This window comes from Streptomyces angustmyceticus (genome assembly GCF_040701845.1).
Classification (GTDB): Bacteria; Actinomycetota; Actinomycetes; order Streptomycetales; family Streptomycetaceae; genus Streptomyces; species Streptomyces angustmyceticus_A.
In genome coordinates, this window is record NZ_JBFBHQ010000011.1 from 105482 (window position 1) to 118178 (window position 12697).

At 65.1% G+C, this 12697-nt stretch carries 18 protein-coding genes; 15 read left to right on the top strand and 3 right to left on the bottom strand.

From position 1 onward, the window contains the following. The first annotated feature begins 593 nt into the window (after positions 1-593). On the top strand, positions 594-1166 hold the full coding sequence (locus AB0411_RS23185; RefSeq protein ID WP_366419190.1) for a hypothetical protein: 573 nt from the start codon (positions 594-596) through the stop codon (positions 1164-1166). 181 nt (positions 1167-1347) lie between these two features. After that, positions 1348-1614: a DUF6959 family protein gene (locus AB0411_RS23190; protein WP_366419191.1), complete on the top strand. Its 267-nt coding sequence runs from the start codon at positions 1348-1350 to the stop codon at positions 1612-1614. A gap of 199 nt (positions 1615-1813) precedes the next feature. Here the strand turns inward: AB0411_RS23190 and AB0411_RS23195 are convergent, their stop codons facing one another. Next, a complete protein-coding gene (locus AB0411_RS23195) occupies positions 1814-2569 on the bottom strand; it encodes a GntR family transcriptional regulator (protein WP_366419192.1) in 756 nt (251 codons plus the stop codon). A 78-nt stretch (positions 2570-2647) separates the two neighbouring features. Between AB0411_RS23195 and AB0411_RS23200 the strand changes: the two genes are divergently transcribed. The 4 genes from AB0411_RS23200 to AB0411_RS23215 all read left to right on the top strand — a co-directional run bounded on the left by AB0411_RS23200 (position 2648) and on the right by AB0411_RS23215 (position 4258). Further along, positions 2648-2926 (top strand): hypothetical protein, encoded by a 279-nt coding sequence (locus tag AB0411_RS23200; protein ID WP_366419193.1) that lies wholly within the window; start codon positions 2648-2650, stop codon positions 2924-2926. Between the two features lie 12 nt (positions 2927-2938). After that, complete coding sequence (locus AB0411_RS23205) at positions 2939-3091, top strand: hypothetical protein (protein ID WP_366419194.1); 153 nt, start codon at positions 2939-2941, stop codon at positions 3089-3091. Positions 3092-3296: 205 nt separating this feature from the next. Continuing rightward, the gene (locus AB0411_RS23210) at positions 3297-3518 is read left to right on the top strand and encodes a hypothetical protein (protein WP_437043026.1); all 222 of its coding nucleotides are present in this window, start codon (positions 3297-3299) and stop codon (positions 3516-3518) included. Then, entirely contained in the window at positions 3518-4258 is a 741-nt protein-coding gene (locus tag AB0411_RS23215; protein WP_366419269.1) for a GntR family transcriptional regulator, read from the top strand. The genes AB0411_RS23210 and AB0411_RS23215 overlap by 1 nt, the downstream gene beginning before the upstream one ends. A gap of 32 nt (positions 4259-4290) precedes the next feature. Here the strand turns inward: AB0411_RS23215 and AB0411_RS23220 are convergent, their stop codons facing one another. Next, complete coding sequence (locus tag AB0411_RS23220; RefSeq protein WP_366419196.1) at positions 4291-4692, bottom strand: hypothetical protein; 402 nt, start codon at positions 4690-4692, stop codon at positions 4291-4293. Between the two features lie 151 nt (positions 4693-4843). Between AB0411_RS23220 and AB0411_RS23225 the strand changes: the two genes are divergently transcribed. Together AB0411_RS23225 and AB0411_RS23230 are read left to right on the top strand one after the other, a co-directional pair. Next, positions 4844-5260 carry a hypothetical protein gene (locus AB0411_RS23225; RefSeq protein WP_366419197.1) on the top strand — a complete coding sequence of 139 codons (417 nt, stop codon included), beginning with the start codon at positions 4844-4846 and terminating at the stop codon, positions 5258-5260. A gap of 237 nt (positions 5261-5497) precedes the next feature. Next, a complete protein-coding gene (locus tag AB0411_RS23230) occupies positions 5498-7387 on the top strand; it encodes a tetratricopeptide repeat protein (RefSeq protein WP_366419198.1) in 1890 nt (629 codons plus the stop codon). 635 nt (positions 7388-8022) lie between these two features. On the opposite strand, the gene AB0411_RS23235 is transcribed toward AB0411_RS23230, so the two are convergent. After that, positions 8023-8490 (bottom strand): NUDIX hydrolase, encoded by a 468-nt coding sequence (locus AB0411_RS23235; RefSeq protein ID WP_366419199.1) that lies wholly within the window; start codon positions 8488-8490, stop codon positions 8023-8025. A gap of 18 nt (positions 8491-8508) precedes the next feature. Between AB0411_RS23235 and AB0411_RS23240 the strand changes: the two genes are divergently transcribed. The 7 genes from AB0411_RS23240 to AB0411_RS23270 all read left to right on the top strand — a co-directional run bounded on the left by AB0411_RS23240 (position 8509) and on the right by AB0411_RS23270 (position 12613). Further along, the gene (locus AB0411_RS23240; RefSeq protein ID WP_366419200.1) at positions 8509-9288 is read left to right on the top strand and encodes a GntR family transcriptional regulator; all 780 of its coding nucleotides are present in this window, start codon (positions 8509-8511) and stop codon (positions 9286-9288) included. A gap of 139 nt (positions 9289-9427) precedes the next feature. Continuing rightward, a complete protein-coding gene (locus AB0411_RS23245) occupies positions 9428-9784 on the top strand; it encodes an SCO3933 family regulatory protein (RefSeq protein ID WP_311626120.1) in 357 nt (118 codons plus the stop codon). Positions 9785-9786: 2 nt separating this feature from the next. Then, on the top strand, positions 9787-11142 hold the full coding sequence (locus tag AB0411_RS23250) for an FtsK/SpoIIIE domain-containing protein (protein ID WP_366419201.1): 1356 nt from the start codon (positions 9787-9789) through the stop codon (positions 11140-11142). An 81-nt stretch (positions 11143-11223) separates the two neighbouring features. Continuing rightward, positions 11224-11898: a DUF2637 domain-containing protein gene (locus tag AB0411_RS23255; protein ID WP_366419202.1), complete on the top strand. Its 675-nt coding sequence runs from the start codon at positions 11224-11226 to the stop codon at positions 11896-11898. 18 nt (positions 11899-11916) lie between these two features. Next, entirely contained in the window at positions 11917-12108 is a 192-nt protein-coding gene (locus AB0411_RS23260; RefSeq protein ID WP_366419203.1) for a mobile element transfer protein, read from the top strand. A gap of 17 nt (positions 12109-12125) precedes the next feature. Then, complete coding sequence (locus tag AB0411_RS23265; protein WP_366419204.1) at positions 12126-12281, top strand: hypothetical protein; 156 nt, start codon at positions 12126-12128, stop codon at positions 12279-12281. 23 nt (positions 12282-12304) lie between these two features. Next, positions 12305-12613 (top strand): SpdD-like protein, encoded by a 309-nt coding sequence (locus AB0411_RS23270; protein WP_366419205.1) that lies wholly within the window; start codon positions 12305-12307, stop codon positions 12611-12613. The last annotated feature ends 84 nt before the right edge of the window (positions 12614-12697 follow it).

The window sequence follows — 12697 nt, forward strand, 5'->3', positions numbered from 1 at the left end:
GACCGCCAAGGTCGCGCGGGCTTCCCGCCTGCGTGTAGGCCGCTTTGCGAATGTCGCAGTCACTGCGAGGAGAGCCACAGTTCCCGCGTACAGAACACCCCCCGTGATCGCGAAGAGCGCGATGACGGTCGGGGCCACACCTAGCACGCCGGACGAGGCGTACATACCTCCTTGGTCTTGTCGTACGTCTGCATGCGGACAGCCTGGTGATGCATGGCACCCGGAAACAGCCCGTTTCAAGCCGAATTCCCTACCCGACATGGTGTCAGGAGACCAGCGTGACCACATCCGCTTACCGGGTGCTCGTGTGTGATCTCCGGTCCGACGAGCTGCTCGACGTGCTGCTTCCCTGCAAGCGGTCACCGCCGAGGACTACATCGGCAGGGCCGGCAGCTTGCAGGGCACCGTGCCCCTCCCCAACCGGGCCATTGCCGATCGCGTGCGCCCGGTCCTCATCCCGGCCCGTACGGCGCTGCGGGTCGAGCGCGACCGCGAGATCTGGTGGGGCGGGGTGCTGTGGCCGGTCAACCCCCGGAGCGACGAGCGCGGCCGGATCTCCGTCGAGGTCCCGCAGCACCGCATCAAGACCACCCGTGCGGGCCGCACTGAACGTGGCCGTGGCACGCGGGCTGATCGTGTGCAACGCCGCTGCGCACGCCGAGCTCGCAGCCGCCAAGCGCCGCAAGGCACTTGTATGGACCGCCGAGCGCATCGCCGGGTGGCTGCGGACGGGTGAGAAGCCATCGCCCGTCATGGTGTGGACTCCGGAGCAGGCCGGGCAGTTCCTCGACTTCCTCGCCGACACCGAAGAGCGCCGGTACGGCCTCCACCACGTGATCACCCTCCGCGGACCGCGCCGCGGCGAGGCGTGCGGCCTCCGCAAGACAGACCGGAACCGCACACGGAAGACCCCGGCCATCGCCACGCAGCTCGTGCTCGACGGCTGGGAGGTCATCGAGCACGCGCCCAAGACCGACAGCGGGGGGCAAGAGGCGGTCGAGGAGCCGCAGTCGGTACCGGTCGACGTCCCGCAGCCGCAAACCCGCTTCGGCCGTGGCCACCACGGAACGCGATGGCCTCACTTCGGCCTCACGCGAGGGCGCAAACATCATCGCGTTCCCGTCCCGCAGCGTGCACGCACAAAGAAAGCCCAGGTCAGGAGCTAGCTGACCGGGGCTTCTCAGAGCCCCCTGTCGGATTCGAACCGACGACCTTCGCTTTACAAGTTCAATCGAGGGCCCCTCATACCGCCCTCGTCCTCTTACCGGTATGGCGCGCGTGATCGCTCAAGCCCGCCTGCGTCCGCCGTCGTTGATGTCAGCTGGTGATGTCAGGTTGGATGGCCCGATGGAGCGTATCGAGGCCGAACTGTTCACAGATGGTGGCAACGACGCCGTGGTGCGCATGCCCGGCAGACGGGTCCCCGGAGTCTTGGTACAGGGCGACTCTCTGCACATCCTCCGCAGCGACGTGGCCGAGGTGGTGGAGGCGTGCGAGCGTGGCGACCTGGATAGAGCTCGGGAGTCTGCCGGCCTTCTCCTTACGGACCTGGACGCTCTGCTGGCGCGGTACGAGGCTGCGTTGGGCGAGCACGAGATTCCGCGGCCGTACTGAGCTGTCGGGGAATCAGCTTGGGAATCACCGGCCGTTTGACTCACTTATGGGCGCTGACCAGGTGAAACGGCTCGCTGCGGCACTGCTGTGAATCCTCGGATCGAGCCACCATTGACCGTGGTTCTCCGCCGCAACTGGTGCACTTCTGGTCCGCTAGTCGTGCGGCCGTATCGGGCTGCGAGCGTCCGGCCCGGCACCACTAACGACTGGTGGGGATCTCGTAGACGATCTCGCAGAGCGCGGCTGGGACGACGATGTCCGCCGTCTCCACGGGCCGCCCTTGGTCGCTGTAGTACGTCCGCCGGATGTGCGTAACCAAGCCGCCCTTCTGGATGCCGAGGAGCGACGCCTCCTCGGCATTCGCATGCCGCGGCTCCGGCTGCTCCACAGCGTGGCTGACCGTGATGCCGATCTCAGCCATGCGGTTCACCACGCCAACCCCGGCGTGCGGCCCACCCTCCGGGAGGACGACGACGGTGCCGGCAGTGAGGTCGTACGGCTCCCAGCTCGTCGACAGCTGCACCGGCTTGCCGTCGGCGAGAAATTCGTACACGGTGCGGACGCACAGGTCGCCCTCGTCGATACCGAGGCGCGACGCGATCTCAGCCGGTGCCGGCACCTTCGCTTCGGTCCGGCTTTCCCAATCGCCCAGCTTCCCCACGGCCTTCATGTCCGCGCGAAACGGGGAGCCGCTCGGCTGCTCGCGCGCCGAGGAACGGACCACGCGTACGCGCTGGCGAGGGGCGGCGACGTACGTACCGGAGCCAGCGCGACCTTCCAGCGTTCCCTGGGAGATCAGTAGCTCCTGAGCTCGACGAATGACGTTCTCACCGACGCCGCACTCCTCGGCGATCTGGGCGCGTGAAGGGAGCCGGTCTCCCGGCGTCCACTCATGCTCCGCGATCCGCTGCCGGAGCTCATCAGCGATGCGGAGATACGGCGGCTGCTCAGGCATATGGAAAATCTAGTCCACTAGCTCTAATCTAGTTAACTAGCTTCACTCCAAGTGACTGCCAGTGACGGAGGCTGCCCTGTGCCTGCTTCGGAAGCAAGTGCCGAAGACATCGCAGCCCGGTTATCCGCCGCCGGACTCACCCCGCGCGTGGAGCAGCACGCCCAACTCACGTTGATCGAAGCGGAGGTACCGGAATCGCTCTCCGCCGAATCGTGGCGGGAGGTCTTGGAAGCAGTAGCGGAGGCCGATCGATTCGGGCTCCTCGCCAACAGCGTGAACGGCCGCACCTTATGGGCCGCCGTACGCACAGCGGCCCCCGCGACGGGCGATGTCCGGGGGCCTGGCCGTCAGCGATAGGAGCTGAGCAGCGTGTTCAACCGTATCCGCCATGCCGTCGCGCGCACCGGGGAGCAGTGCGCCCTGATGTGCCGGCGCCAGCGCTCCCTGATGCCCGTCGAGCCGGCCGTCGCGCCTCACGATCGCTTTGCACACAACTGGCTCGCGATGGCGGAGGCCCTTTGATGCCTCCTCGTCAGCAGCCACGCGTGATCCATACGAACGCCATTCCCTACCAGTCAAGTTCCTGCCGGATCGGTAGGCACCGTGAGTGCGCGCACTCCTCTCCCGCTGCCGCACCAATCGGCATCCCCGTGGTCTACGAGGCGTGCAGTTGCTCCTGCCACACGGTGGCCGCCAACGGTAGTGACCGGACTGAGGTGCCCCAGTGATGGGCCGGGCACCGGGCGATGCAGTGGCCGTTCCTGGCGAGATCACCTCTGCGAGCGTGCAGCGCGGCGACGTCATCCAGATCGGCGGTCAACTGTGCCGCGTGACCGATCTCCTCCAGCTTTCCGGTGGAGCGAAGCGCCTGCGCTTCGAGTCGGGCGAACTGCTCACCGTGCACTCGCGCACTCGGCTCGTAGCCCTGCGGACGCTGAGGAGGTGGTGATGCAGTCCGTGCCGTCCCGCCGTCACATCATCGCTGACGACATCCGGAACAAGATCTCGAACGGACGGATCAAGGCCGACGAACGTCTCCCCTCCGAGGCACAGCTCGCTTCCCGCTACGCGGTCAGCACGCCGACGCTCAGGAGCGCCCTCGCGGTTCTCCAGAGTGAAGGGCTCGTCGAGAAGATCCACGGCAAGGGCAACTTCGTCCGATACCCCCGCCGCCGGATCACGTACGTCGGCGGTGGTCACGCACTAAGAACGGAGCCCTCGGCCGAGTCGACGTTACGCGTCAGCATCCGCACCACCCGCCTCCAGGCACACGGTCAACTGACCGGCCTGCTGGAGGTGCCGGAAAGCAGCCCACTCACCGAATTCCTCTGTCTCAGCCACGAGGGGAAGTCGCCGCACAGCCTCGCTCGTATCTACGTACCCCGCGACCTGTCGCCGGCCGACGTTCCTGCCGAATCGCACTGCTGCAGAAGCGTTGAGACGAAGCTGGCCGAACTTCGCCCGCCACTGGCCGAGGTCTGGGAACGAGTCAGTGCTCGCCCTCCGACACCAGAGGAAGCGGTGACTCTTCGCATCAGCTCGGTCCTGCCAGTGCTCGCGATCACGCGCGTGGCGGCTGACCGCACGGGACGAGTGGTCGAAGCGGCGCTCCTGGTGCTCCCAAGCGGCCGCGCCGACGCATTCTTCACCACCCACTACGTGACCGACGAGAGGACAAGCGGAGGATGACGACCCACAACGAGCTGCGGCTTCTCCCGTGGTCAGGACCCGAGGGCAACCCCTGCTATCTGAGTACCGAGGGCAGCGGCGGTTACCTGTCGCGCTTGGCTGACAACACCGAAGCGGTGCAGCTGGAGATGGCTGGCGAACTCCTGGAGCACGCGGTCGAAGTACTCGGCGACGGGGAGGCGGGGCTGACCGAGCTCCGGCTCCTGGCGCTGGACATGAGTGGAGCCCTGCGAGACGTGCGTCGGGTAGCGATCAGCCGCGGTCACCGCCTGCCACTCACGGATCCTCTCGCTCGCGAAGGAGGCGACGAGCAGCCTCAGCTGCCGGCGGAGGCCTCCGGCTAACAGCGACACTCTGAGCAGCGGGGGAGCCCGGATTGAGGACTGGGCTCCCGTGCCCGGCCGATCCTCCAGGGCTGCCTTCAGCCAAGCCATACGGGGAGGCGCCTTGTCATGGCCAGGCCACAGCGCCCACACGCAAACTTCATATTGATCAACTTCCGCATCATCAGAGTGTCGAGGGCGCAGCTGCCCTAGACTCCTCCAAAGCTGTTTCCTTACGGCGATGGGGGAGGCTAGAGAAGTCATGGACTCTGAATTGGCATTGATTGCATCTACTGCCAGCACTTCACTTATTCAACTTGCAGTTACCGACTCTTGGAATAGCGCAAAAGTTTCCCTAATCCGCCTCTGGGAGCGCATCTACCCAGACCGAGCTTCAGTTGTGGCGACAGACCTTGAGGACACGCAACGTGAAATTGCAGGATCCTCTGGAGACTCCCGCAGAACGCTCGAAGAGGGTGCGCGAATGGAGTGGCAGGCAAGAATTGGACGCTTGCTGACTAGCCATCCAGAAGTAGCAGAGGAAATTCAAGCAATTTTCGTAGAGTTCGAAAGCATACTCTCCACCGAGGGCACTCCAGGTAGCATCGCACTGAATGCCACTTCATCGGGAAGTAGTCGCATTTATCAGTTGGGGCAAGGGACTCAGCGGAACGGTTGAGTGCACATGTCTCAGAGAAATGAAAACCCACTCCCAGTCTATGGACTGCAAGCGCGATCGTTCGATGATTCAGTAGTTGCACAGGTGGGTTCAGGGAAGCAAACGAACTACTTTGGCAACCCTCCCTCCATTCCTCACATTGACGAATGGCCCACAGTTTCAGAATCCGACCCGCTCGCGCTCGGCGTCCACAAATGCCGCCCACTGAAGGGTTTCGATCGCCTAACTCCCTACGTTATGCGCGATATTGACAGCATTCTTAGGGAATGCCTCGAAGAGTCGAAGGATGGCGGCTTTTTACTCATCGTTGGAGACTCGACGGCGGGCAAGACGCGTTCTCTGTATGAAGCGCTGTTGAAAGTGGTCCCTCAGGCCCGAGTGATCGCGCCATCAACAGGAGGATCTGTGGTTGAGGTTCTCCGAGAGGTCAGGAGTAAACCGCAGAGCTGCGTCTTGTGGCTGGATGACCTTGAAAGGTACTTGGGCCCCGGGGCCGTTGAACCATTTCTGGTTGGTGAGCTAATAAGAAGCGGAGTATGCATTGCCGCGACTTTGCGCGCTGAGCGGTATGAGGCCTACATCCCCCAAGCGGAAAAAATCGCATGTGCGAGTAGCGATACAGCTAGCCAACATGTAGCACGTGTCGGCCTTCAGGTACTGAATATCGCAGAGCTGATCGAAATAAATCGCTCTTGGAGTAACCATGAGATAGAAGCAGCAGAAGAATGCGACGACCCCAGAGTGGAAGAGGCTGTGAAACGGCACGGCCCTTATGGAATTGCCGAGTATCTAGCTGCGGGCCCGCCTCTGCACAGCGAATGGAAGAGGGCGCTACGCGCCAACGGCAATCCACGCGGTCACGCTCTTGTTGCTGCAGCAGTGGACCTCGCACGCGCGGGAGTAATTGGGCCTATAGCAACCTCGACGTTGCGTGACCTGCATGAGATCTACCTTGACCGGGCAGGAGGAAGTTTGCTCCGCCCAGAAAGGTTCGAGGTAGCCTTGAAATGGGCTAGCGACGTGCGCTACGGCGTCACCAGTCTCCTAATGCCGGCAGGGGAAGGGACTTGGCGCCCCTTTGACTATCTAGTCGACACCGTATCTAGGGAAAATGTCGACTTCCCTGAAGGTGACGCAGTCTGGAAAGCAGCGATTTCTATCACAGACAGTCACTGGCAACGTTTCAGCGTGGCATTGGCTGCATTCGAAACTGACAACAAAAAAGTGGCAGAAGAGATCTGGATCGACCTCGCTGCCGAAGATGATGGTCATGCAGCTTTTCACCTTGCTGAACTATTCAAAGAGCGGGGTGAAGTTGAAAGACAGGAATCATGGCTTCGCTCTTCTGTGGCCGCTGGAAATAAGCAATCCATGCTCTTGCTAGGGGAACTGCTAATTGAGCAAAAGCTAATCGGCGAAGCAGAGGAGTGGCTCATACGTGGACTTGCACTAGGAGAAGCGGATTGCGCGTGGCACCTAGGAAAGATTCGAGCTTCCGTAGGGGACGTTTCCGGAGCCGAAGAGCTATGGCAGACGGGACTCGACATGGGGAGCCAGGGCGCTGGGACTTCTCTGGGAATTTCGCTAGCGCGACGTAAGGGACATGGTTCTGCGATAGCAGTATTCCGAGAGGTGGTGGAGAAATTCAATAAGCCGGGGGCGCAATTCAACCTCGGTAGAGCCCTGATGGGCGCGGGCGACACGGAGAATGCCAAGATCTGGTATAGGAAAGCAGCAAACGAAGGGTATGCAGCTGCCCAAATCAATCTCGGAATGCTCCATGCAGAGGAAGGTGATTACGCTGCTGCCCTCGAACTCCTCATGAAGTCCGTCGAGGCAGAAGACTGGATGGGCGTATGCCATGCAGCCGACATTCAATCGCTTCTGGGGAATATTGACGAAGCCTTCCGTCTGTATCAGTTATCGTTCGAAAATGGCCACCTGCACTCTGCGGAACACCTGGGTGTCCTGTGCTTGCGCAGTCGCGATATACCAGGGGCGAAAAGATGGTTTCGGATGGCACGAAAGCGAGGAAGTGAAGCCGCCTCCTGGAATCTTGCAGTAATGCAACTGGCGCAAGGGTTCCCGGATGAACAACTTCTTGCAGTGTGCAGCTGGCCTCTGTGAGATTCAACCTGTCTGGACTGCTCGTTGAGATTCGCGGATCGAGTCAGAAGTACTTAGGTAGATCTTGCCTGGGCGTGTGCAGGATCAGTCGTCGCCTTCCTGCAATGCAGATTGCGTTTGACCGCGAGCCAGCCCCCGGCCCAAGGCTTGGTAAAGCAACAAGGAGCTTCTGACTCGGCTCACCAGGTCGGCGGAGCGGCTTTGGCCGGTGGCCTGCCCGGTTTGGGGTCGAGCATGATCAGGGGGCCGTACGCTGGCCGGCAACTCGGGCAGGCTTGTGAGCTGCCCGGAATTTGAACGAGTGGCCCCCTGGTCTTGCTCGACGCGGGACCCGAACCGGGGAGGTGGGTAAAGCCGTGGAGCCGACCGCCCCCGGCCTGGTCTTTCGCCCCTTGTGGGCGCGGGCGTCGACGGCGCGCGGCCCCGGCGGCGAAGACGTTGAGGGAGCCGTGCGGCGGCGACGGCCGGCGCCGCCGCGCTGTGCGCGGCACCTCTGATCTGTGATCTGACTGCTTGCAGTTCCAGGAGGCCGGGAACGTCAGCGCTCCTGCGCCCACGTGTGGCGTCCTCCTGAACGGCCCCTGCCCCGGCGGCGGGTAGCGAGCGAAGCGAGCCTTGATGAAGTAGAGAAAGTTCTATCGCACCGGTGTCAGTCGCTTGCCGTCGTGGCTTCGTACGTGAGGGCCTGCCCCGTCCAGGGCGTCCAGGAGCCGGATCGAGTAGACCTCGGACATGGACTCCGCCACCTCCTCGGGCGTGAACCAGGTGACCGCCGTCGACTCGCCAGAGGTCCGCTCCTCGCCTCCCACCGGCTTGCAGCGGAAGACCAGCGCCACGATGCCTCGCGTCGTGTTCTTGTAGACCCCGGTGAGCTCGTCCACCTCGACGTGGATGCCCGTCTCTTCCCAGACCTCGCGCCGTACGCCGGCCTCCGGGGTCTCGTCGAGTTCGAGCACCCCGCCCGGGAGCTCCCAAGCGCCGTTGTCGGCCCGCCGGATCGTTAGAAGCTTGCCGTCCTCGCGGACCACCACTCCGGCCACGGACACGGAGTGCAGTGGCGTTGACTGGGCTTCCGAGGCGCTGTTACTCATGTACAGGAGCATAGGAGGATGGGAAGAGCTATGGGAACCGCGGTAGGAGGGGGTAGGGCCGTACCTCGATACGTGCAGATCGCCGACGAGATCGTGCAGCAGATCAGGGCTGGGGTCCTCAAGCCCGGCGAGATGGTGCCGAGTGAATCCGAGCTGGTCGAACGCTATGGCGTCTCGGGCGGCACGATCCGTAAGGCGATGGTGGAGGTCCGTGCGAGCGGCCTGGTGGAGACGCGCCACGGCAAGGGCTCGATCGTGAAGGACCGGCCGCCGGTACGGCACCGCTCGTCCGACCGCTTCCGTCGCTCGCACCGGCAGGGCGGCAAGGCCGCGTATCTGGCGGAGTCCGCACAGTCGGGAGCCACGGCCAAGGTCAGCGTTCTGTACATCGGGCCCATGGAGGTCCCGGAAGACGTGGTCGATCGCCTCGGGGTCGAGCCCGGCACTCAGGTCCTCGCCCGCCGGCGGCTCTACTTCCGCAACGGCACTCCGGTCGAGACGGCCAGCTCGTACCTGCCCTGGGACGTCGTGAAGGACATCCCCGAGCTCTTTGCCGAGAACCCCGGCGGTGGCGGCATCTACGCCCGACTCGAAGACCACGGGCACGAGTTCGCTGAGTTCGTCGAGACCTTGCAGGCCCGGTCGGCCTCCAAGGCTGAAGCGTCCGAGCTGGCGCTCAGCCCTGGTGCCCCCGTCGTCCATCTCGTCCGTGAGGCGCTGACGACCGAGGGCCGCGTGGTGGAGGTCTGTGACACCCTCATGGCCGCTGACCAGTTCGTTTTCAGTTACCGCATCCCTGCCACGGACTGACGCTCGCTCAACTCTCCTCAGCCCGCCCCGACTTCTTTGTCGCGGCGGGTTGACTCATGTATAGGAGTCGGGCACTCTTCTTCATGTCACTCATGTGCATGAGTGACGGGGTTCAGCATCTATAGAGGAGTGATCGGTAGTGCGTCAGATTCCCGTCGACACCTCCGCCGCGACCGTGATGGTCGCGAAGCAGCCGCAGATCAAGGTCAAGGACCGCCGTACCGGTGAAGTCGCCCTCGACGCCGAGACCGGGGCGAAGCTGATGACGGTGGACGTGATGTTCGCCGCCAACGACGCGGTGGAGATCCTGTCCGTCACCGTCCCCGAGGGCGGGGTGTCCGGTGAGCTGGGCATGGGCACTCCGGTGGCCCTGACCGGCCTGATCGCCCGGCCGTGGGAGAACGAGTTCAACGGGCAGAAGCGGCACGGCATCGCCTTCCGCGCCGTGGCCGTCACCTCGCTCGCCGCCGGTGGCTCGCAGGCTGAGGCGGCCTGATCATGGCCCGCCTCTCGGTCGTACTGCTGCTGGTCGTCGCCACCGCTCTCGTACTGCGGTGGCGGCGCCCCGCCTGGTACTGGATGACCTTCGGGGTCGTCCTCGCCGCGCTGCGGGTCTTAGTCCGGTACGCCTCTGTCATGGACGCCTGCGGCCTGACGGTCCCGCCACCGCGCTGGCGGCTCGCGCTCGCCCACATGGCAGATCGCCCGGCCCCCAAGTCACGTGCCTCACGCATCCTCCGTCTCCGGCCGACCCGTACCGGGCTCGTCCTGCGGCTCAAGCTCCGTCCCGGCCAGGACGCTTTCGACGTCTCCTCCGCCACCGACCGGCTGCGGCACTCCTTCGGGATGTACGGCGTCACCGCCCGGGAGATCCGCTCCGGGGTCGTCGAACTGCGGATGACGGGCTACGACGTGCTCAGGCGTGTGCAGATGCCCGCCAAGCTCGACCGCGCTCCGATGCGCGTGCCTGTCGCACTGCGCGAGGACGGATCGGTCCATTACCGCGACTACCGGACCGTTCCGCACGGGCTCACACTCGGGGCCACCGAGTCGGGCAAGTCCGTCTACCAGCGCAACCTGGTGGCCGGCCTCGCCGCTCAGAACGTCGCGCTCGTCGGTATCGACTGCAAGCAGGGCGTCGAGCTGTTCCCGTTGGCTCGCCGCTTCTCCGCCCTCGCCGACAACCAGGACACCGCTCTCGAACTGCTCGAAGCCCTGGTCTCGCACATGGAGTCCGTCTATCAACTCGTCCGCGAGGAACAGCGCATCAGCGTGAACATCCTGGACGCGGAGATCGCCGCCGACATCTGGGATCTGGCTGATGACCTGCGTCCCACGCCCGTCGTGGTCCTGGTGGACGAGGTGGCCGAACTCGCGCTCTTCGCCTCCAAGGAGGAGGAGAGGCGCCGGGACCGGATCATCACCGCGCTCGTCCGCCTGGCCCAGCTCGGCCGCGCCGCCGGCATCTACCTGGAGATCTGCGGCCAGCGCTTCGGCTCCGAACTCGGCAAGGGCATCACCATGCTCCGGGCCCAGCTCACCGGCCGTACCGTGCACCGGGTCAACGACGAGGCCAGCGCCAACATGGCCTTCGGCGACATCTCCCCGGACGCCGTACTGGCTGCCATCCAGATACCTGCAGATGCACCGGGCGTCGCGGTCGCCGGTGACTCGACTGGCGGCTGGTCACGCATCCGCGCCCCGCACACCTCACTGCGCGAAGCGGTCAACCTGTGTAACAAGCACGCCGACCGCACGCCGGACCTGCCCGCGCTCGCGCCCTTCCGGCCTGCCGTCGCCTCGTCGGCCTCCACCGCCGTATCGCTCACCAAGGCGTCCACCACGACTGCCTGACCCTCCCGCTCCAAGGTCGGCGCCACCTCGACGCGCCAGGTCCCTACCCCCTCCATGCCAGATCCCGGAAGGAGAACCGTCATGGGACGCATTCGCCCGGACCCCGTTCTCGTACAAGCCGTCATCGCTGGAGCTCTTTCCTTCGCCCACCTCCACGACCTGGCAGCCGCTGCCGGACAGGACGGCTGGAAGGCATGGGCCTACCCGATCAGCGTCGACCTGCTGCTGGTCGCGGCCTGGCGGCGACTCCGCAACGACGGCTCGTCCCGGCTCGCCTGGTGCTGGTTCGTGATCGCTCTGGTGGCCTCGCTCGGCGCCAACGTCGCGACCGCCGGATTCCTCGACCTCCGGCACCCGCCCGCCTGGCTCCGCTTCGGCATCGCCGGATGGCCGGCGCTCGCCTTCCTCGGCGGGACGCTGCTGGCGCATACGCGGAGTGCAGCTGAAGCTGCCGATCTCGCCCCGCCGGCTGATCTGACTCCGGCACCCGACCCCGCTCCGATCGCTGTCACTGAACCTGCGGACAGTTCGCCTGAGTTGGACATCGCAGACCTCCCTGCGGCTGAACCACCTGCCGAACCGCCCCGGCCGGCGCCCGCACCTGCGCCCGTCCCGGCCGCGCTCGTCGCCCACGCCCGCAAGGTCGCCGACGAGCACCACGCCCGGACCGGAGAGCAGATCGACACCGACACCCTGCGGGCCCGCCTCGGCGTCCCGCCCCAGCTCGCCGACTCCATCGCCGCCCAACTCACCTGACCAGCAAGGAGAACCGATATGCCCGCCCGCGACCACTTCCACTCCGTCATGCGAATCGGCCCCGTACAGATCGGCACCTACCGCGACCGCCACGGCCGCACCAAGCACGCCGTCGTCTGCACCGCCGACCGCTGCGGCTGGTCCGCCGACTTCTCCAGCCGCTCGGCTGCCCAGCTCGCCGCCCGCACCCACCGCTGCACCGTCCGCTGACCGACTGAGGAGACCCCATGGACGTCCCGCTCTGGCTCGCCCTGATCGTCGTCGGCTACCTCGGCATCAAGCTCATCCGCCCGCCCTGGTGGCTCGTGGCCGTGATCCTCCTCGGCGGCTACCTCCTCGCCGACAGCCTCCTGGCTCCCGCCATCAACACGGTCGTCAAGTAACGCCCACAGAAGGGGGATCCGCCATGTTCCGCCCCAAGGTCCCGACCAATCCGACTCCCACCGGACTCGTCATCCCTCCCACCGTCGAACCGACCGCCCTCGTGCGGCACACCCCGCCGCCGGCCCCGGTCGCTCAGTCCTCGCCCCGCCCCGCGGTTCAACTCACGCCCGGCACCGCGCTCGCCCTCGTCGGCGGCGGTACGGCCGTGGTCCTGGTCGTCGGCGCCGTCGTGGTCTCGATGCTCCTCGCGGTCGCCATCAGCGGCATGTCCGTCGCCGTCTGCGCGGTCGTCCTCCGCTCGATGCTCGCCTCCGGGCGCACGCACCGCTGACCGGCCCCCGGGCGGCTGCAACCGCCAAGTTTCCACCGCCCGGGAGCCGTGCTCCGTCCGAACCACAGATCCGGAAGGAATCCC

What these genes read in the sequence shown, in the direction of transcription:
- AB0411_RS23190 (WP_366419191.1), top strand. Translation starts at nt 1,348, where the DNA reads ATGGAGCGTATCGAGGCCGAACTGTTCACAGATGGTGGCAACGACGCC.
- AB0411_RS23195 (WP_366419192.1), bottom strand. Translation starts at nt 2,569, where the DNA reads ATGCCTGAGCAGCCGCCGTATCTCCGCATCGCTGATGAGCTCCGGCAG.
- AB0411_RS23210 (WP_437043026.1), top strand. Translation starts at nt 3,297, where the DNA reads ATGGGCCGGGCACCGGGCGATGCAGTGGCCGTTCCTGGCGAGATCACC.
- AB0411_RS23215 (WP_366419269.1), top strand. Translation starts at nt 3,518, where the DNA reads ATGCAGTCCGTGCCGTCCCGCCGTCACATCATCGCTGACGACATCCGG.
- AB0411_RS23220 (WP_366419196.1), bottom strand. Translation starts at nt 4,692, where the DNA reads ATGGCTTGGCTGAAGGCAGCCCTGGAGGATCGGCCGGGCACGGGAGCC.
- AB0411_RS23225 (WP_366419197.1), top strand. Translation starts at nt 4,844, where the DNA reads ATGGACTCTGAATTGGCATTGATTGCATCTACTGCCAGCACTTCACTT.
- AB0411_RS23230 (WP_366419198.1), top strand. Translation starts at nt 5,498, where the DNA reads ATGCGCGATATTGACAGCATTCTTAGGGAATGCCTCGAAGAGTCGAAG.
- AB0411_RS23235 (WP_366419199.1), bottom strand. Translation starts at nt 8,490, where the DNA reads ATGCTCCTGTACATGAGTAACAGCGCCTCGGAAGCCCAGTCAACGCCA.
- AB0411_RS23240 (WP_366419200.1), top strand. Translation starts at nt 8,509, where the DNA reads ATGGGAACCGCGGTAGGAGGGGGTAGGGCCGTACCTCGATACGTGCAG.
- AB0411_RS23250 (WP_366419201.1), top strand. Translation starts at nt 9,787, where the DNA reads ATGGCCCGCCTCTCGGTCGTACTGCTGCTGGTCGTCGCCACCGCTCTC.
- AB0411_RS23255 (WP_366419202.1), top strand. Translation starts at nt 11,224, where the DNA reads ATGGGACGCATTCGCCCGGACCCCGTTCTCGTACAAGCCGTCATCGCT.
- AB0411_RS23260 (WP_366419203.1), top strand. Translation starts at nt 11,917, where the DNA reads ATGCCCGCCCGCGACCACTTCCACTCCGTCATGCGAATCGGCCCCGTA.
- AB0411_RS23265 (WP_366419204.1), top strand. Translation starts at nt 12,126, where the DNA reads ATGGACGTCCCGCTCTGGCTCGCCCTGATCGTCGTCGGCTACCTCGGC.
- AB0411_RS23270 (WP_366419205.1), top strand. Translation starts at nt 12,305, where the DNA reads ATGTTCCGCCCCAAGGTCCCGACCAATCCGACTCCCACCGGACTCGTC.